This window comes from Dyadobacter fermentans DSM 18053 (assembly GCF_000023125.1).
Classification (GTDB): domain Bacteria; phylum Bacteroidota; class Bacteroidia; order Cytophagales; family Spirosomataceae; genus Dyadobacter; species Dyadobacter fermentans.
The window spans coordinates 1,428,917-1,446,751 of record NC_013037.1; the positions used below are offsets into that span (position 1 = coordinate 1,428,917).

The following is a 17,835-nucleotide window of genomic DNA, read 5'->3' on the forward strand; positions in this document are numbered from 1 at the left end:
TAAACCTTTAAATAATATCGATCATCCATGAAGAAAATTCTCCTGCCCCTTGCCCTGACCGTCGCGATCGCCTCGCAGCATGCATACAGCCAAACGAAAGCGCTTTTCAACGGCAAGGACCTCAGCGGCTGGCATATAGACGTTCCCGAAATGGATAAGAACCCAAAGGCCATTAACCCATTCATCGTGCGTAACGGCCTGTTGGTGAGCCTCGGAGAACCCGGCGGACATTTAATCACCGACGCGCAGCATGAGAATTTCCGCTTCACTTTTCAATACCGTTTCGCAGGCAAGCCGGGCAATTGCGGGGCGCTGGTATTCGTTTCAAAGCCGCGGGATTTGTACGACATGTTCCCGAAATCCATTGAAATACAACTCATGAACCAGAACGCCGGCGATTTTTGGTGCATTCAGGAGGACATTACCGTGCCAGACATGGAGAAACGCCGGGGCCCGAAAGAAAAATGGGGCGTGAACGGCGATAAGCTGCGCCGCATTCCCAACCTCACCGACGGCACCGAAAAGCCCCTGGGCGAATGGAATTCCATGGTGATCGAATGCGTTAAGAATTCAATTAAAGTATGGCTCAATGGCGTGCTGGTGAATTACGGCTACAACGCGACAGCTTCGAAAGGGCAGATTGCATTGCAGTCGGAGGGCTCGGAAGTGGAGTTCAAAGAAGTTAAACTGACGCCGATTAAAGCACTTTCCAAATAATGAATTTTAAATCCAACCGCCTCGTCAGGAACATTGCCATCGTGCTCGTGCTGATCGCCAACATTGGATGCGACCAGATCTCGAAGAGCGTGATCCGGGAGAATGTGGGCTTTTACCAGACGATCCACGTCATCAAAGACTACGTGACGATCACCTACGTAGAAAACACAGGCGCATTTCTGAGCATCGGCAGCTCTCTACCTGATTCCGTGAAGATCCTCGTGCTATCGGTCATCCCGCTGATCGCATTGCTTTTCGGCATTATTTACCTGCTTACGAAAAAGAACCTTACCTGGCTCAGCGCATTGGCATTGAGTTTCGCGATCGGCGGCGGCATTGGTAACATTTACGACCGGCTCATCCACGGCTCCGTGACCGATTTCATGCACATTAATTTCGGGTTATTTCAAACGGGCATTTTCAATATGGCCGACGTTTCGATCATGACGGGGATGTTTATCTTTTTGTACCAGTCGTACAGTCGCCAGCGGTCGCGGTTTCCGGGGCTTTGATAGCATTACCGGCCGAGGGCTATCAACAGTTTGCAGATGGCGCGTCTATGAATTGATGACAACAGCCAGCCTGGCAAACGATTGCAACCGTCCGCTCCGTAGAAGCTCCCTGTTTATAGCACCCGCCGATCTCCCGATTCGTCGGCCCCGGCGGGGCCTCCTGCATTGACATGAAGTTTGCATTGTCGTTACATGCCTGACGGCATTATCAAACACCGGCAATCGTTCATTTTTCTACCAACATTACATCGCTAACGCGATTTGGAATCGTAATTCGCAACACCCCCGCCGAGCGCCAACGGCGCGCAATATTTGTAGAGGTTTGTTCAAGCATTTTTTAGACCGACAAACGTCGGAAGTGCCGTCAGGCACGCAACATTGGTAGCATTCGATTTGCTTCCATTTCCCGTCAAAATGCCGTCAGGCATGTAACATCGGTAGCATTCATTCGCATCCATCGTCTGTCAAAAAATGCCGTCAGGCATGTGACAACGCCACGAATGCAGGAGGCCACCGCAGGAGCCAAATATGCAGGTCCATCTGGTTTACTACAAACAGGGAGCCCCGCTGGGGCTGGCAAACGCCGTGAATCCAATTCTGCTACAAACAGGATGGCCCTCCGGGCGGACGAAATGGTGAACCGGTTCCATCAAAACACTTGGTTCAAAACCCCAAAATGCAAAAAGGCCTCCGTCATCGGAAGCCCTTTTGCATTTTTATACAATTACCCACTACGCGGCGCCAACCGACTTGCGGATGATGTTCAATGCAGAACCTGCTTTGAACCATTCGATCTGCTGGGCATTGTAGGTATGGTTCACGGGGAATTCCTCGTTGGTACCGTCGTTGTGGTGCAGCACGATAGTCAGCGGCTGTCCTTCTGCAAAGGTTTCAAGGCCCAGGATATCGATCGTGTCGTCCTCCTGGATTTTGTCGTAATCCGATGTGTTTGCGAACGTCAGCGCCAGCATTCCCTGCTTTTTCAGGTTGGTTTCGTGGATACGGGCAAATGATTTGGTCAAAATCGCGCGTACGCCCAGGAAGCGGGGCTCCATGGCGGCATGCTCGCGGGATGATCCTTCGCCGTAGTTTTCGTCACCAACCACGATCGTACCGATGCCGTGCGCCTTATAGTCGCGCTGGACGGCCGGAACTTCCGCATACTGGTTGTTGAGCTGGTTCTTGATCGTGTTGGTTTTCTCGTTGTAATAGTTCACCGCGCCGATCAGCATGTTGTTCGAGATGTTATCGAGGTGTCCGCGGTATTTCAGCCACGGGCCGGCCATGGAAATGTGGTCGGTGGTACACTTGCCTTTCGCTTTGATGAGCAGTTTCAAACCCTTCAGATCTGTTCCTTCCCATTCAGCAAATGGTTCGAGGAGCTGCAAACGGTCGGAAGTGGGGCTAATGAGCACCTGAACCTGGCTTCCGTCTTCGGCCGGAGCCTGGTAACCGGCATCTTCCACGGCAAATCCTCTTGTGGGCAGTTCAAGACCTGTTGGTTCGTCGAGCAGCACTTCCACGCCGTCGGTGTTGACGAGCTTGTCCACGCGTGGATCGAACGTCAGGCGCCCGGCAATGGCCATGGCCGTCACGATTTCAGGCGATGCCACGAAAGAGTGCGTGTTGGGGTTGCCATCCGCCCGTTTCGAGAAGTTGCGGTTGAATGACGTGATGATGGAGTTCTTCTCCCCTTTTTCCGCGCCATGCCGCGCCCATTGACCGATACATGGCCCACAGGCATTGGCCAGCACCACGCCTCCGATTTGCTCGAAAGTATCCAGGAAACCATCCCGCTCTACCGTATAGCGCACCTGCTCGGAGCCGGGCGTAATGGTGTATTCGGAAGTTACCTGCAATTTTTTATCAACAGCCTGCTTGGCCAGCGAAGCGGCACGGCTCACGTCCTCATACGAAGAGTTGGTGCACGAGCCGATCAAACCGACCGAAAGCACCTCCGGCCATCCGTTTTCTTTCACCGCCGTGGCGAATTTGGAAAGCGGCCAGGCCAGGTCCGGCGTAAATGGACCGTTAATGTGCGGTTCAAGCGTGGAAAGGTCCAGTTCGAGAAGCTGATCATAGTAAGCAGCCGGGTCCGCATACACTTCATCATCGGAACGAAGATGTCCTTTGATTTTGTCCGCAGCATCGGCCACGTCGGCACGGTCGGTCGCTCTCAGGTACGCCGCACTTTTCTCGTCGTACGCAAAAATGGACGTCGTTGCCCCGATTTCAGCGCCCATATTGCAAATGGTGCCCTTTCCGGTCGCGGATAAGCTTTCAGCTCCTTCGCCGAAATACTCTACCACATAGCCCGTTCCGCCTTTCACGGTAAGTTGGCCGGCAACCCAAAGGATCACGTCCTTCGCAGCTGTCCACCCGCTTAATTTACCGGTGAGCTTCACTCCGATCAGGCGGGGCATTTTCAGTTCCCACGCCAGTCCCGACATTACGTCGGACGCATCCGCACCACCAACGCCGATGGCAATCATACCGAGCCCGCCCGCATTAGGCGTATGCGAATCGGTACCGATCATCATCCCGCCGGGGAATGCGTAGTTTTCGAGTACCACCTGGTGGATGATACCCGCGCCTGCGCGCCAGAAGCCGATGCCGTATTTGTTGGATACGGACGACAGGAAATCGTAAACCTCTTTATTTTTATCTACGGCATTCTTCAAATCCTGCACAGCGCCCACTTCGGCCTGGATCAGGTGATCGCAATGGACGGTAGAAGGAACCGCTACTTTCGGACGGCCCGCCTGCATAAATTGCAACAACGCCATCTGAGCGGTGGCATCCTGCATCGCAACGCGGTCCGGAGCGAAATCCACATAAGACTTCCCACGCTCGTAAGCCTGGGTTGCCGTTCCTTCCCACAAATGGGAGTATAAAATCTTTTCTGCGAGGGTTAAAGGCCGCCCGGCAATTTTACGGGCGGCTTCAACTCTTTCTTCCATTCGGGCGTAAACGCCCTTGATCATATCTAAGTCAAACGCCATATCTCTCAAATTAATGATTACACATTCACACTTATCAACAACTGTACCACCAGTAACTATCTGCTTAGCGTCTTGATGGGTGGTGCGAACTTGGTCAGGTCAATGCCTTCTACCGCAGCTTTGTATTCACTGATATTGGGTATGCGTCCCAGGATTGCCGAAAGCACTACCACCGGTGTGGATGCGAGCAGCGATTCCCCTTTTTTGCGTTCCGAATCTTCCACAACCCGGCCCTGGAACAGACGTGTAGAAGTAGCCAGTACCGTATCGCCTTTGGCCGCTTTTTCCTGGTTACCCATGCAAAGGTTACAGCCGGGGCGTTCAAGGTACATCATGTTTTCGTACTCCGTGCGTGCCGCTACTTTCGGGGCATTGTCGTCGAATTCAAAACCGGAGTATTTCTGCAATACATCCCAGTCGCCTTCGCTTTTCAGCTCTTCGATGATGTTGTAGGTAGGCGCGGCCACCACAAGCGGTGCGTGGAATTCCACTTTGCCTTGCTGCTCTTCCAGGTTTTTAAGCATTTGAGAAACAATCTTCAAATCGCCTTTGTGCACCATGCAGGAGCCTACAAAACCGAGGTCTACCTTTTTCTCATCGCCGTAGAAAGAAATCGGGCGGATCGTATCGTGCGTGTAGCGCTTTGATACATCCTTATTATTCACATCCGGGTCGGCGATCATCGGTTCCACGATCACGTCGAGGTCGATCACCACTTCCGCATAGTATTTCGCGTTGACGTCAGGAGTAAGCGCTGGCTTTTCACCGGATTTGATTTCGGCAATGCGCTTTTCGGCCCTGTTGATCAACCCTTGCAGCACTTGCTTGTGGTTTTCCATACCCTTGTCGATCATGATCTGGATTCTGTTTTTCGCAATTTCCAGTGATTCGATCAGCGTATCGTCTTCTGAAATACAGATAGAAGCTTTCGCCTTCATTTCCGCGGTCCAGTCGGTGAATGTAAATGCCTGGTCGGCAGGAAGTGTTCCAATGTGTACTTCGATGATGCGGCCCTGGAATACGTTTTCACCTCCAAACTGCTGCAACATCTGAGCCTGGGTTGCGTGAACGACGTCACGGAAGTCCATATGCTCTTTCATGCTGCCTTTGAACGTCACTTTCACGGATTCGGGGATCGGCATGGAAGCTTCGCCCGTCGCAAGTGCAATGGCCACGGTTCCCGAGTCGGCACCGAAGGCCACACCTTTGGACATCCTTGTGTGGGAATCGCCACCGATGATGATCGCCCATTCGTCCACTGTGATGTCGTTCAGCACCTTGTGGATTACGTCGGTCATCGAATGGTATTCGCCTTTCGGGTCGCGGGCGGTGATGAGGCCGAAGTCGTTCATGAACTTCATCAGCTTAGGAATGTTAGCCTGCGCCTTTTTGTCCCAAACCGACGCCGTATGGCAACCCGACTGATAGGCTCCATCCACAATCGGCGAAATCACGGTAGCCGCCATCGATTCCAGCTCCTGGGCGGTCATCAGCCCCGTCGTATCCTGCGAGCCGACGATATTTACCTCCACACGAACGTCCGAGCCGGCGTGCAGGATTTTGCCCGGCGTAACGCCGACGGCATTTTTATTAAAGATCTTTTCAACCGCCGTCAATCCCTGTCCTTCATTCGAAATCTCTTTCGAAGGAGCAAAAACCGGCGTAGGCTCGATACCAAGGATTTTCGCGGCAACTGTCTGGATTTTTTTACCAAACACAATGGCATAAGAGCCGCCTGCGCGGATAAATTCCTTCTTCTGCGGCGTGAGCGCTTTTGAAATATCGATCAGCTCCTGCTCGCCGTTGTAAAGTTTCTTGGTTTTGGTATTAATGGTAAGAACAGTGCCGGTAGCAACCGAGTACACTTCTTCCAGCACGGGATCGCCGTTTTCGTTACGGACCACATTACCATGCTCGTCTGTTTTCTTAACCCAGTTTTTCAGGTCGATACCAATACCGCCCGTAACGTCTACGGTTGTGAGGAAAATTGGCGAAATGCCGTTGGTACCGCCCACGATCGGCGCAATGTTCACGAATGGAACGTATGGGCTGGCCTGCTTGCCGGTCCAGAGCGCCACGTTGTTCACACCCGACATCCGGGATGAACCCACACCCATTGTACCTTTTTCAGCGATCAGCATCACGCTCTTGTCGGGATGCTCCTCCTGCAACAGCTTAATCTCCTGCTGAGCTTTGGGTGTGATCATGCATTGGCCGTGCAATTCACGGTCGGAGCGCGAGTGCGCCTGGTTGCCGGGAGAGAGCAAATCGGTCGAAATGTCGCCCTCGCCGGCGATAAACGTCACTATTTTGATTTCTTCGGGAACTTCGGGCAGCTTGGTGAAGAACTCGGCCTTCGCGTAGCTTTCCAGAATCTCTTTCGCGATTTCGCTTCCGCTTTTGAATGCTTCTTTGAGCCGGTCGGTGTCGGCGTCGTACAGGAAAACCTGTGTTTTCAGAACGTCGGCGGCTTGTTTTGCGATTTCAGCATCTTCGCCCAGGGCCAGATCGAGCAATACACTGATGGACGGCCCGCCTTTCATGTGCGAAAGCAGCTCGAATGCAAATGCAGGTGATATTTCCTCCACTACGGATTCGCCGAGGATGATTTCCTTCAAAAACCGGGCTTTCACGCCGGCAGCACTCGTAGTACCTGGTAATGTATTGTAAATAAAAAATTTGAGAGAGTCGTCCCGGTACTCGTTCGCCTGATCTTTGATTTGAGCGATGATTTCGCCCAGCAATTCGGCACTGTCAATCGGCTTCGGGTGAAGCCCCTGGGTTTTTCTTTCTTCAATCTCTTTAATGTAGTCCTGATAGATATTCATGATGAAATCTTTTCAATGTTAAAGGCAATATCTGTTGTCAATAAAACGGGCGAAAGTACGAAATTACGGAATATACGGAGGCATTTCGACCGATTTTCGCTACTATTTAAAACCAGTATATTCTAGCCGTACATTAAGATAACCTTCTCAAAAAATTTTTTGTTCTGGCAATGTCCATATTCAGGAAATAACTTCAAATGTCCCTTCGGGAGGCTCAGCGGCGCACTTCTATTTTCGTTCAGCTTTTTTTTGCGCTTTGATTTTTTCTCGGATTGTGCCCTATATTTGGGACATTCAAAGTGCTACCAGGTCCCTTAAATCCAAAGTTATGTCAAAAAATCTGGTGATCGTAGAGTCACCGGCGAAGGCCAAAACCATTGAAAGTTACCTTGGGCAGGATTTCACTGTCAAGTCCAGTTTCGGACATGTCCGTGACCTCCCGGAGCATGATATGGGTGTTGATGTTGAGCATGGTTTCCAACCCTCTTACGAAATCTCCTCCGATAAAGTCAAAGTCATTTCAGAGCTCAAAAAACTGGCAAAAGATGCAGAAGTTTGGCTCGCAACCGATGATGACCGCGAGGGAGAAGCGATTTCCTGGCATTTGAAAGAAGCGCTGGGGCTTCCCGACAATACCAAGCGGATCGTGTTTCGTGAGATCACCAAAACTGCTCTGCGGAACGCCATCGAAAAGCCGCGGACCATCGACACGGCCCTGGTAGACGCCCAGCAGGCACGCCGTATCCTCGACCGCCTCGTGGGCTACGAGCTTTCCCCGGTACTCTGGAAAAAGATCCGGATCGGTAAATCGAACCTCTCGGCCGGCCGTGTACAATCGGTAGCCGTACGTATAATAGTGGAGCGCGAACGTGAGATTGATGCATTTAAAAGCAAAAGCAGTTTCAGGGTAACCGCGCATTTCGACCTGGGCAATGGCAAAGTACTGAATGCGGAGCTCGCCAAGAACATCCCTACCGAGCAGGAAGCGCAACAGTTCCTCGAAAAATGCGTCGGGGCCGAATTCTCGATCCGTAACCTTGAAGTAAAACCAGCCAAAAAATCACCTGCACCGCCATTCACAACTTCTACCCTACAACAGGAAGCATCCCGCAAGCTGAGTTTTTCCGTTGCGCAAACGATGACCGTCGCGCAGCGTCTGTACGAAGCCGGTAAGATTTCCTATATGCGTACCGACTCGACTAACCTGTCGGAAGAAGCGTTGGATAAGTCAAAGCAGCAGATCACGAAAGAATACGGGATCGATTACTATAACCGCCGTATTTTCAAAACCAAGTCCGAATCCGCACAGGAAGCGCACGAAGCGATCCGTCCTACCGATTTTTCTACGCTGCTAGGCAGCAGCGACCGCAACGAGCAACGCCTGTACGAGCTGATCTGGAAGCGCGCCATCGCATCGCAGATGTCGGACGCCCAGCTGGAACGCACCACGGCCACGATCGGCATTTCGACCACTTCGGAAGAGCTGGTAGCGCAAGGCGAGGTGATCAAATTCGAAGGTTTCCTGAAAGTATACCTCGAATCGAGCGACGACGAAGGTGACGAGGAACAAAAAGGAATGCTCCCGCCGCTGAACATCGGCCAGATCCTCAAACTGGCGGATATGAAGGCAACAGAGCGCTTCACCCGTAACCCGCCACGCTATACGGAGGCGAGTTTGGTAAAAAAATTGGAAGAAATGGGAATCGGACGGCCATCTACATACGCGCCGACGATTTCGACGATCCTGAAACGGGAATATATAGTAAAAGAAGACCGTCAGGGTTTTGAAAGGGAATTCAAAGAAATCACCCTTGCCAATGAGCAGATCAAGAGCAAGGTAAATAAAGAAGTATACGGCTCGGAGAAGGCCAAGCTCTTCCCGACCAGCACCGGTATGGTGGTGAACGACTTCCTCGTAAGCCATTTCCAGGACATTGTCGATTATTCCTTCACCGCGAGCGTTGAAAAAGACTTTGACCACATTGCCGACGGCCAGCTGGAATGGCAGCAGATGATCAAGAACTTCTACACGCCGTTCCAAAAGAAAGTAGCCGAGGCACGTGAGGAAGCCATTGACAAGAGCCTGACCTCACGTGAACTGGGCGAAGATCCTGCAACGGGCAAAAAAGTATCCGTGCGGATCGGGAAATACGGCCCCTATGTGCAGATCGGTGATGTGGAAGATGAAGAAAAACCGCGTTTTGCCAGCTTGCAGAAAGGCCAGCTGATGGAAACCATCACATTGGACGAAGCATTTGAGCTTTTCAAACTGCCGCGCCAGGTGGGTTTCTTTGAGGATAAAGACATGATCGTGAACGTCGGCAAATTCGGTCCGTACGTGAAACACGACGGCAAATATTACTCGCTGGCCAAAACGGATGATCCGATGGCGGTGACAGAAGACCGATTGGTTGAAATCATTGAAGAAAAGCGCTTGCAGGACTCCAACCGCACCATTAAAGAATTTGCGGAAGATCCCGAGGCGAAGGTTTTGAACGGCCGTTACGGGCCCTACATTGCTTTTGGAAAAAAGAATGTAAAAATCCCGAAAGGCACCGAGCCGGCATCGCTCACTTACGAGCAGGTGTTGAAACTGGCCGCTGAGACGCCCGACAAGCCTGCGGGACGGGGCGGCGCGAGAAAACCGGCCGCGGCCAAAGCGCCTGCGGCGAAGAAGCCGGCTGCCAAGAAAGCCGCCAAAAAGTAGCATTGCCAGCCGCCTCGCAAGCGAGGCCATTGATACGAAAACACGACAAAGCCCATGAAAAAACTGGTTGTACTTTCCGGAGCAGGTATCAGCGCTGAGAGCGGGATCAGTACTTTTAGGGACCATAACGGGCTTTGGGATAATTACCGGATAGAGGATGTGGCCACACCGGAAGCCTGGATTCGTAACCAGGAGCTCGTGCTGGATTTCTACAACCAGCGGCGCAAGCAGGCTGCCGACGTGAAGCCCAACGCCGCACACTATGCATTGGCCGAGCTGGAAAAGCATTTCGACGTGACGATTATCACGCAAAATGTCGATAACCTGCACGAAATCGCGGGCTCCACGAATGTAATCCATCTACACGGCGAGCTCTTCAAATCGCGCAGCACCAAAGATCCCAGGCTGGTGTACCAAATGACTGGCTGGGAGCTCAAAACAGGCGATTTGTGCGAGCTGGGAAGCCAGCTGCGCCCGCATATCGTGTGGTTTGGCGAGGAGGTGCCGATGATGGATATAGCCGTGGATGTGACCGAGCAGGCCGACATGTTCCTGGTGATAGGCACGTCGCTGGCCGTCTATCCGGCGGCAGGGCTCGTGCATTACGTACCTACCCGCAAACGCATTTACATTGTGGACCCGGCCAAACCGGATATTACATTAAAATCGAACATGGTGTTCATTCAGGAAAAGGCAACGACCGGAATGCAAACGCTGATCAAGAAATATTTACTACCTGAATCATAAATGCAACTACTCGACGGGAAAGCTATTTCTTCCCAAATAAAATCCGAAATCAAGGCCGAGGTGGAACAATGGGTCGCCGGAGGTGGCAAAAAGCCGCATTTGGCAGCTATTCTTGTAGGCCAGGACGGCGCGAGTGAAACGTACGTCGCTTCCAAAATCCGCAGCTGTGAAGAAATCGGCTTCACTTCTACCCTGCTTCGGTTCGAGGCAGACATCACCGAGGCGCAGCTTCTCGAAGCCGTCGAATCGCTGAACAACGATCCCGACGTGGACGGTTTTATTGTACAGCTTCCGCTGCCGAAACACATTTCTGAAAACACGGTGATGGAAGCCGTGAATCCCGCGAAAGACGTGGACGGTTTTCACCCGATCAACGTGGGAAGAATGTGCAAAGGCCTGCCGGCCTACATTTCCGCAACACCGTTCGGTATACTCGAAATGCTCATCCGCGCGGGCATCGAAACGAGCGGCAAGCATTGCGTGGTAATTGGCCGGAGCCAGATTGTGGGCCTGCCGATGAGCATTCTCATGCAGCGCAACACCTTCCCCGGCAACTGCACGGTGACAATCACGCACAGCAAAACGCAAAACCTGAAAGAGATCTGCCAGTCGGCCGACATCCTGATCGTCGCATTGGGCCGTCCGGAATTCGTGAAAGCGGATTACGTGAAGGAAGGCGCGGTGGTGGTGGACGTGGGCATTACCCGCGTAGCCGACGCAACCAAGAAAAGCGGCTTCTCGATCAAAGGCGATGTCGATTTCAACGACGTAGCACCCAAAGCCAGCTTTATTACCCCGGTTCCGGGCGGCGTAGGGTTGATGACCATCTGCGGGTTGCTAACTAATACTTTCAAGGCGGCTAAGAAGGAGATTTATAAGTAGTACTTCGGCAGTCGGCCGTCGGCTTTTTGGAAAGCCCTAAGTCGATCGCCGATTGCCGACTGCCGAAGTAAAAAAAGCCGGATCATCAGGACGTTACAAATCCTGATGATCCGGCTTTTTGCATTAAAAATTTAAAAAAACAGATGAGAAAGTTGTGCAATTCGTTTTTTACTAAAAGATTTGTCAATTAGTAGGGACTTTTGAACGGTTGGTTGTACTATGAGCATCGTCAGCAATAACATCAAGTATCTCAGAAGGCTCAACGGCCTGACGCAGGAACAGTTTGCCCGTAAGATCGCGATCAAGAGATCGTTACTGGGCGCTTACGAAGAGGCGCGGGCCAACCCCAACCTTACTAATCTCAAAAACATGGCCGCCGCTTTCGGGGTTAGCGTTGATAATTTGCTAAAAAACGACCTCCGAAAACTAAGGGAAACGCCGGAAATGTCGCTCCCGCTTACTACCTCGCGGCAAATGACGGTTTCCCACTCGGGCCTGCCCCAGTCTACCCCTACACGCACGCCTGGGTACACGGAGCCGCAGCCATTGTCTAAGATCATCGAAACATACCAGCAGCCCGAGCAGCCGCTCAGGCAGGTTTCCAGGCAGATTAACCTGAAACCGGTCGGCGGTGAAATGCAGCAGCCCGTGCAGCATTTCAATGCAGCCAGTCCGCAGGCGCTGCCGTTTAACCAGCCGGGTGCAGCCCAGCAGGGTGCGGCCCAGCCGAATGCGGCCCAGCCGGGTGCGGCCCAACAGGAAGTTTTTCAGCAACCGAACTTTCAGCAGCCAGCTCCCAGCAGGACGGCAGCGACATACCAGCAGCCGGCAGCGGTTCCGGCAGCGGCGCAGCCGGCCGGGTTTCCGACATTTAATAATCAATATCAAAGTCCACAATTCAATGCGGCGGTGGAACAGCCTGCGCAACACTTCCCTACCATTCAATGGGTGGCGCGTAATCAGCAGGCCGATTACATTGCCAATTTTCAGAATCCGCATTATTTGAATGCATTGCCGCTTTTCCAGCTGCCTAACCTGCCGACGGGCTATTATCGTGCATTCGAAAGCGGCGAGGACTTCACCTACCCCGGCTCGATTCTCGTGGGCACATTCATTCGCAACTGGTACGATATCAAGGACGGCATGCAGTATGTTTTCCTGCTCCGAAGCCACGGACTGATTTACAGAAATGTATTCAATCAGGTGAAAACGGCCGGCACTTTGCTGCTTACCTCCGATAATGCGTCTATTGCGGACCTGGAAATTCCATTGCAGGATGTGCTGGAAGTGTGGGAAGTGAAGGCTTTTGTAAGCGTGCAAATGCCTGTGCCTCAACCTTCACTCGAAAGGGTGGCTCAGCTCGTGGATGAATTGCAAATGGAGCTGAGCCAGTACCGTCAGTAATTTTATTTGGCAAGCGTGTTGAACAGCGCTTCTATCTTGGCGAGATCTTTGCTTTTGGAAGTGGTTTCGAGGACAGCCACGCCCATTTGATACCACAAGCCATCGCCGGCAGTCAGATATTTGCCGCGTTTGGTTGGACGGGTTTCGGTTGCATTATCTGCAACGAATTCAGCTTTGTAAACTGTATCCATGATTTTTTGCAACTGATCCCAATGTAGTTTACGGGTTGCACCGGCGTTCTTGCTTAATGTAAATTCCTTTTTGCCGAACGACGCTTTCAGGTCGATGGTCGTTTTGCCCTCGCTATCGATCTCGAGGTAGGTCAGTTCAAATGGCTTTTCACGGCCGCCGGTTTCGAAAATCGCCTGCATCATTTCCTGCAAAAAGTACGACCAGCGTTCCTTATCTACCGGATAGATGGTCACATATTTGCCGTTTTCTTCCAGTTCTATTTCAATGAAATCTTCATACTCGCTCTCCTCGCGCTTGCGGATCGTTTTCGAGCTCTCAAAAATTTCCTTAAACTCATTGATCCATACCGCTGGCAAAGCGCCTTTCCATTTGTAATCGTCGTCTTTGGAAAAACCTTCGTCATAAATCTCATCGTCGCTGAGCTCTTCACGGTCGTTGTACAGGATGTCGAAGTCCACACGCAGGTCCTGCTCCGACTGGATGTCGAGTTTCAGGGTATAGAAGTGGGCAAATGGCGCCGGAACTACCGGAGCCGTCTGATAGCGAACAATATACTGACCGGGAATTTGAAGATTTTTATCCATTCGAAGAATCTGAAAGCTTTTGAAATGTGGCGCGTTTGTCGATTTTATCGGTTTGTGTTTTGGCAAACGCTTTTGCAAAGTAAATATGTTTCGGGTTCTCATAGGTCGAAACGCGGCTTCTAATTTCAGCCGTGAGCCGTTCGGTAAGCGCTTCGGGCATTGCATTTTCGATCACCAGCACCAGTTTCTGTCCCAGTTTCGCGTCCGGCTCCCACCAACAGAAAAATGCATTGCCTATATTCAAATGATGAAAAACCGCCGCGATCCGCTGGTCGATCTGGTCCAGTACAATTTTCACGCCACCTGAATTGATCACATTATCGGCCCTTCCGATCCATTGGAATGCATTGCCGTGAATCTCCACCAGATCATTCGTTTGCACCGTTTGCCCATTGGTAACTGCGCCGGAAATGTGCAGGCATCCCCGCTCATCCACACCATACTGAATACCCGGCAAAAAAACGTACAACTCACTGGCCTCCGGGCCGTTCAGGGCCTTCAATGCAACGTGCGACACGGTTTCGGTCATGCCGTAGCTTTGATACACTGGCATGGCCAGGTCGCTGATTTGCATCGCCAGCGCATGGTTCACCGGCGCGCCGCCCAGCAGGACTTTGCCCAGGCGGTCAACCTGGCCGGAAGTAGCGCTATTTTCAAGAATCGACTGCAACTGCATGGGCACCATCGCCACGAAATCGAAATCCGCATGGTCCAGGCCGGCGAGCGGATTAGCGGTTGGTTCCGTGACCGTGAGCTCCCAATCCAGCTCCATCCCGCGCACGAGCATCATCAGACCTGCAATGTAGCCCACATTCAGGCATACAAGGGCACGCGTGCCGGGCCCGAGCGAGAGCGCCTTGCCCGTCATGGCTGCGCTGGCGGCCAGTTGCGCGCGTGTGACGGTGATCGGCTTGGGCATACCGGTGGAGCCGGAGGTATGAAGCACAAATTCCCGCGCGCCGCCGAGCCACTTTTCCATAAAGTCGTAGGCCTGTGCGAAATAGGGGTTTCGCGGCCGTTTCTGCGTTTTACAAAGCGTTTTGCCCGTTGTCCAGATCATACTTGTAATTTCTTCGGATTCGTTGCTGCCAGTTTATAATGGCGGATTTCAATGCGGTGGAAAGTTATTCATTTGTTTTTGAAGGAAACCCAAACAATGAGTAATTTCGCGCATTCCGGCATGATGTAGCATGCAGCGCCGCACGGCCGCATTGCCCGCCGACACATGCATTTATTTCAATTTTATCATCTGATTTTATGTCCAGTACAGTTCAATGGGAAACCATTAAAGAATACGAGGAAATCCTGTTTACACTTCACGAAGGAATTGCCAAAATCAGCATCAACCGCCCGCATAAGCATAATGCATTCACCCCGCTGACGGTGACCGAGATGATCGATGCTATGCATATCTGCCGGGAAGATCCCCGCATTGATGTGATCATTCTCACCGGCGAGGGCGGCAAGGCGTTCTGCTCCGGCGGCGACCAGTCGGTACGCGGCCACGGCGGCTACATCGGCGACGACCATGTGCCGCGCCTGAACGTGCTCGACCTGCAAAAGATGATCCGCTCGATCCCCAAAGCGGTGATTGCCATGGTGGCCGGCTGGGCGATCGGCGGCGGACATGTGCTCCACGTGATCTGTGACATCACCATTGCGGCCGAAAATGCGCGCTTCGGGCAAACCGGACCGAAAGTCGGCAGCTTCGACGGCGGTTTTGGTGCTTCTTACCTCGCCCGCGTGGTGGGCCAGAAAAAGGCACGCGAAATATGGTTCCTCTGCGACCAGTACGATGCCGGCGAAGCATTGCAAATGGGCCTGGTGAACAAAGTCGTTCCATTGGAGCAGCTGGAAACCGTTACATTGGAATGGGCGAAGAAAATCCAGGAAAAAAGCCCGCTGTCGATCCGGATGCTCAAAAGCGCATTCAACGCGGAGCTGGACGGACAGGCCGGTATCCAGGAACTCGCGGGCAATGCCACATTGCTATATTACCTCAGCGAAGAGGCGAAAGAAGGCCAGCGTTCGTTTTTGGAAAAGCGCAAACCCGATTTCAGCAAATTCCCTAAGTTCCCTTGATTTAGTCCCGAAAGATTAACATTTTAAGTCCTACCATACAAATACGCATTGAATGAACCATTGGCTTGTAAAATCAGAACCATTTAAATACTCCTGGGACCATCTTGTGGCAGAGGGTGAAGGCATGTGGGACGGCGTGCGCAACTACGCGGCCCGCAATAACCTGATGGCGATGAAAGTCGGTGACCCCGTGCTGTTTTACCACAGCAACGAGGGAAAAGAGGTTGTAGGGCTGGCAAAGGTTTCCAAAGAACATTACCCCGACCCTACCACCGACGAACCCGGCTGGGTGGTCGTGAATGTGGTTCCTATTGAGAAATTTCCCAACACCGTCACACTGGCGCAGATCAAAAAGGACGAGCTTTTGAAACAAATGGACCTGGTCCGGTTGTCGCGCCTGTCGGTAGTGCCGGTCAAACGCGAAGAATTCGACCATATCGTTGCATTGGCGCATGACAAGAAATAAGCGAACCGTTTTCCGGCTGGTCTTACCGTTACTCTTCCTGGGCCTCATCGGCATTCAGCTTCTGGCCCAGGGAGTGAAACGGATCGAACTTCCTTTGCCCGGTAACACCGCTTACCAGGCCGTTCCGCTTGGCAAACAGGGCGTGCTGCTCATTTCCAAGCCCGACAAAGGCACGTTCAATGTCCAGAAATTCGATACGAACCTCGAACGGGTGTGGTCCATCGACGGCCCCATCGAGTCGAACCTCGATTACATCGCTTCCTCCTACGACGGGCAGGCCGTTTTCCTGCTTTTCAGCAAGTACCGGAGCTCATTGTACCAGATTGTGAAGGTGAATGTGGGCCCGGGTTTCGTGGAGACGTTTACCATTAACACCGTCGACCGTTTTGAGATCACCGATTTCAAAACGCTGGGCTATTCCGTTTTTATGGCCGGCATGGTTCGCAACGAGCCGGTTTTGATTTACACACAGCTTACCACGCAGCAAACCCGTGTATTACCTTCCGCCATTAAAGGCTCCAACGCCATTCAGACTGTGGAAGTGGACACGGCGCAGCATTTGGTGAATGTGTGCTTTGCAGTGAAAAAAGGCCGTCAGACCAAGATCGTGGCGCGGTCCTATGAAGAAACCGGCGAGCTCTACACCCAGGTAAGCGTCGACCCGGAGGATGACTTTTCGCTGCTGAGCGGTCGCCTGCAAGTGCTCAACGACTCCGTACGCATTGTAATCGGCACTTATGGATACCGCAACATGCAAAGCAGCAGCGTTGCGGCCTCACAGGGGTTGTATATCAGCAAGATCGTCGGTGATGAAACGGTTTTTACCAAATACCACAGTTTCACCGACTTCAAAAACTTCTTCAATTTCCTCAGCGAACGACAGCAGGAAAAAATGGAGAAACGTATCCGCAAGAAAAAAGAAAGCGGCAATGACCTGAAACTGAACTACCGCCTGCTGGTGCATGATATTGTTCCAAAAGCGGCTAATTTCCTGCTCGTGGCAGAGGTTTTCTATCCCGAATACCGCTACCAGAACCCGAGCATGATGGGCGGGTTCGGTTATGGATACGGCGGCTACGGTTATCCGTTTGGCATGGGGCTTTATAATCCTTACCTCTGGAACCCGATGTACGGCGGGCGCGGCTACAACTCGCAGGTATTCGACGGCTTCACATACACGCACGCGATTGTAGCGGACGTGGACCATAACGGCAACCTGAACTGGGACAACAGCATTAGTTTCGACAATGTCAAAAGCATGGAATTGAAGGAAAAAATCAAGGTCCAGAACTTTACCAACGGCAATTCGAAACTGATTTACAGCCATAACGGCGCCATCAAGAGCAAGATCATCAAAGGAGACCAGGTCATCGACAGCGACCGCGTAATCCCGAATGAAACCTACGTGGACGGTGATAAAGTCCGCAAAACCAGCACCGACGACATTGATTACTGGTACGACAATTTCTACCTCGCCTGGGGCGAACAGCGCATTGTAAACGCAGCGGGAGACCCGCAAACGAGGGGGCGGAGGAATGTGTTTTATTTGAATAAGATTGCTTATTAGACTTCGGCTGTCGGCTTTGTTTCTAGCTGAAAAAGAGTTGCAACATCGATCGCCCCGGCGGGGCGCCCTGTTTATAGCAAACGGGTGTGAGTTGGAGCGAAAACTCCGTAGGAGTTACCTTTGCAGCAGGAAGCTCCTGACGGAG

At 52.1% G+C, this 17,835-nt stretch carries 13 protein-coding genes; 9 read left to right on the forward strand and 4 right to left on the reverse strand.

Annotated features, from left to right (window positions below; genetic code table 11):
- Nucleotides 1–27: 27 nt before the first annotated feature.
- Together DFER_RS05950 and lspA are read left to right on the forward strand one after the other, a co-directional pair.
- A complete protein-coding gene (locus DFER_RS05950) occupies nucleotides 28–717 on the forward strand; it encodes a 3-keto-disaccharide hydrolase (protein ID WP_015810709.1) in 690 nt (229 codons plus the stop codon).
- Nucleotides 717–1,229 carry a signal peptidase II gene (lspA, locus tag DFER_RS05955; RefSeq protein WP_015810710.1) on the forward strand — a complete coding sequence of 171 codons (513 nt, stop codon included), beginning with the start codon at nucleotides 717–719 and terminating at the stop codon, nucleotides 1,227–1,229. The genes DFER_RS05950 and lspA overlap by 1 nt, the downstream gene beginning before the upstream one ends.
- A gap of 731 nt (nucleotides 1,230–1,960) precedes the next feature.
- Here lspA and DFER_RS05960 read toward each other — a convergent pair.
- Together DFER_RS05960 and DFER_RS05965 are read right to left on the reverse strand one after the other, a co-directional pair.
- A complete protein-coding gene (locus DFER_RS05960; protein ID WP_015810711.1) occupies nucleotides 1,961–4,231 on the reverse strand; it encodes an aconitate hydratase in 2,271 nt (756 codons plus the stop codon).
- A gap of 56 nt (nucleotides 4,232–4,287) precedes the next feature.
- Nucleotides 4,288–7,059: a bifunctional aconitate hydratase 2/2-methylisocitrate dehydratase gene (locus DFER_RS05965; RefSeq protein WP_015810712.1), complete on the reverse strand. Its 2,772-nt coding sequence runs from the start codon at nucleotides 7,057–7,059 to the stop codon at nucleotides 4,288–4,290.
- A gap of 328 nt (nucleotides 7,060–7,387) precedes the next feature.
- Between DFER_RS05965 and topA the strand changes: the two genes are divergently transcribed.
- The 4 genes from topA to DFER_RS05985 all read left to right on the forward strand — a co-directional run bounded on the left by topA (nucleotide 7,388) and on the right by DFER_RS05985 (nucleotide 12,799).
- Entirely contained in the window at nucleotides 7,388–9,766 is a 2,379-nt protein-coding gene (gene topA / locus DFER_RS05970; RefSeq protein ID WP_015810713.1) for a type I DNA topoisomerase, read from the forward strand.
- 54 nt (nucleotides 9,767–9,820) lie between these two features.
- Nucleotides 9,821–10,513 (forward strand): SIR2 family NAD-dependent protein deacylase, encoded by a 693-nt coding sequence (locus DFER_RS05975; protein ID WP_015810714.1) that lies wholly within the window; start codon nucleotides 9,821–9,823, stop codon nucleotides 10,511–10,513.
- On the forward strand, nucleotides 10,514–11,395 hold the full coding sequence (locus DFER_RS05980) for a bifunctional 5,10-methylenetetrahydrofolate dehydrogenase/5,10-methenyltetrahydrofolate cyclohydrolase (RefSeq protein WP_015810715.1): 882 nt from the start codon (nucleotides 10,514–10,516) through the stop codon (nucleotides 11,393–11,395).
- 219 nt (nucleotides 11,396–11,614) lie between these two features.
- On the forward strand, nucleotides 11,615–12,799 hold the full coding sequence (locus DFER_RS05985; protein ID WP_015810716.1) for a helix-turn-helix transcriptional regulator: 1,185 nt from the start codon (nucleotides 11,615–11,617) through the stop codon (nucleotides 12,797–12,799).
- A gap of 2 nt (nucleotides 12,800–12,801) precedes the next feature.
- On the opposite strand, the gene DFER_RS05990 is transcribed toward DFER_RS05985, so the two are convergent.
- The gene (locus DFER_RS05990; RefSeq protein ID WP_015810717.1) at nucleotides 12,802–13,575 is read right to left on the reverse strand and encodes a hypothetical protein; all 774 of its coding nucleotides are present in this window, start codon (nucleotides 13,573–13,575) and stop codon (nucleotides 12,802–12,804) included.
- Nucleotides 13,568–14,635: an AMP-binding protein gene (locus DFER_RS05995; RefSeq protein WP_015810718.1), complete on the reverse strand. Its 1,068-nt coding sequence runs from the start codon at nucleotides 14,633–14,635 to the stop codon at nucleotides 13,568–13,570. Before DFER_RS05995 ends, DFER_RS05990 begins: the two co-directional genes overlap by 8 nt.
- A 197-nt stretch (nucleotides 14,636–14,832) precedes the next feature.
- Between DFER_RS05995 and menB the strand changes: the two genes are divergently transcribed.
- From menB to DFER_RS06010, 3 genes are read left to right on the forward strand one after another with little or no spacing between them, the layout of a single operon-like run.
- Nucleotides 14,833–15,657: a 1,4-dihydroxy-2-naphthoyl-CoA synthase gene (gene menB, locus DFER_RS06000; protein WP_015810719.1), complete on the forward strand. Its 825-nt coding sequence runs from the start codon at nucleotides 14,833–14,835 to the stop codon at nucleotides 15,655–15,657.
- A 52-nt stretch (nucleotides 15,658–15,709) separates the two neighbouring features.
- Entirely contained in the window at nucleotides 15,710–16,123 is a 414-nt protein-coding gene (locus DFER_RS06005; protein ID WP_015810720.1) for an EVE domain-containing protein, read from the forward strand.
- A complete protein-coding gene (locus DFER_RS06010) occupies nucleotides 16,110–17,690 on the forward strand; it encodes a hypothetical protein (RefSeq protein ID WP_015810721.1) in 1,581 nt (526 codons plus the stop codon). Before DFER_RS06005 ends, DFER_RS06010 begins: the two co-directional genes overlap by 14 nt.
- Nucleotides 17,691–17,835: the final 145 nt, after the last annotated feature.

Excerpts from the sequence above, each read along its gene's own strand:
- DFER_RS05950 (WP_015810709.1), top strand. The coding sequence starts at position 28 with ATGAAGAAAATTCTCCTGCCCCTTGCCCTGACCGTCGCGATCGCCTCG.
- lspA (WP_015810710.1), top strand. The coding sequence starts at position 717 with ATGAATTTTAAATCCAACCGCCTCGTCAGGAACATTGCCATCGTGCTC.
- DFER_RS05960 (WP_015810711.1), bottom strand. The coding sequence starts at position 4,231 with ATGGCGTTTGACTTAGATATGATCAAGGGCGTTTACGCCCGAATGGAA.
- DFER_RS05965 (WP_015810712.1), bottom strand. The coding sequence starts at position 7,059 with ATGAATATCTATCAGGACTACATTAAAGAGATTGAAGAAAGAAAAACC.
- topA (WP_015810713.1), top strand. The coding sequence starts at position 7,388 with ATGTCAAAAAATCTGGTGATCGTAGAGTCACCGGCGAAGGCCAAAACC.
- DFER_RS05975 (WP_015810714.1), top strand. The coding sequence starts at position 9,821 with ATGAAAAAACTGGTTGTACTTTCCGGAGCAGGTATCAGCGCTGAGAGC.
- DFER_RS05980 (WP_015810715.1), top strand. The coding sequence starts at position 10,514 with ATGCAACTACTCGACGGGAAAGCTATTTCTTCCCAAATAAAATCCGAA.
- DFER_RS05985 (WP_015810716.1), top strand. The coding sequence starts at position 11,615 with ATGAGCATCGTCAGCAATAACATCAAGTATCTCAGAAGGCTCAACGGC.
- DFER_RS05990 (WP_015810717.1), bottom strand. The coding sequence starts at position 13,575 with ATGGATAAAAATCTTCAAATTCCCGGTCAGTATATTGTTCGCTATCAG.
- DFER_RS05995 (WP_015810718.1), bottom strand. The coding sequence starts at position 14,635 with ATGATCTGGACAACGGGCAAAACGCTTTGTAAAACGCAGAAACGGCCG.
- menB (WP_015810719.1), top strand. The coding sequence starts at position 14,833 with ATGTCCAGTACAGTTCAATGGGAAACCATTAAAGAATACGAGGAAATC.
- DFER_RS06005 (WP_015810720.1), top strand. The coding sequence starts at position 15,710 with ATGAACCATTGGCTTGTAAAATCAGAACCATTTAAATACTCCTGGGAC.
- DFER_RS06010 (WP_015810721.1), top strand. The coding sequence starts at position 16,110 with ATGACAAGAAATAAGCGAACCGTTTTCCGGCTGGTCTTACCGTTACTC.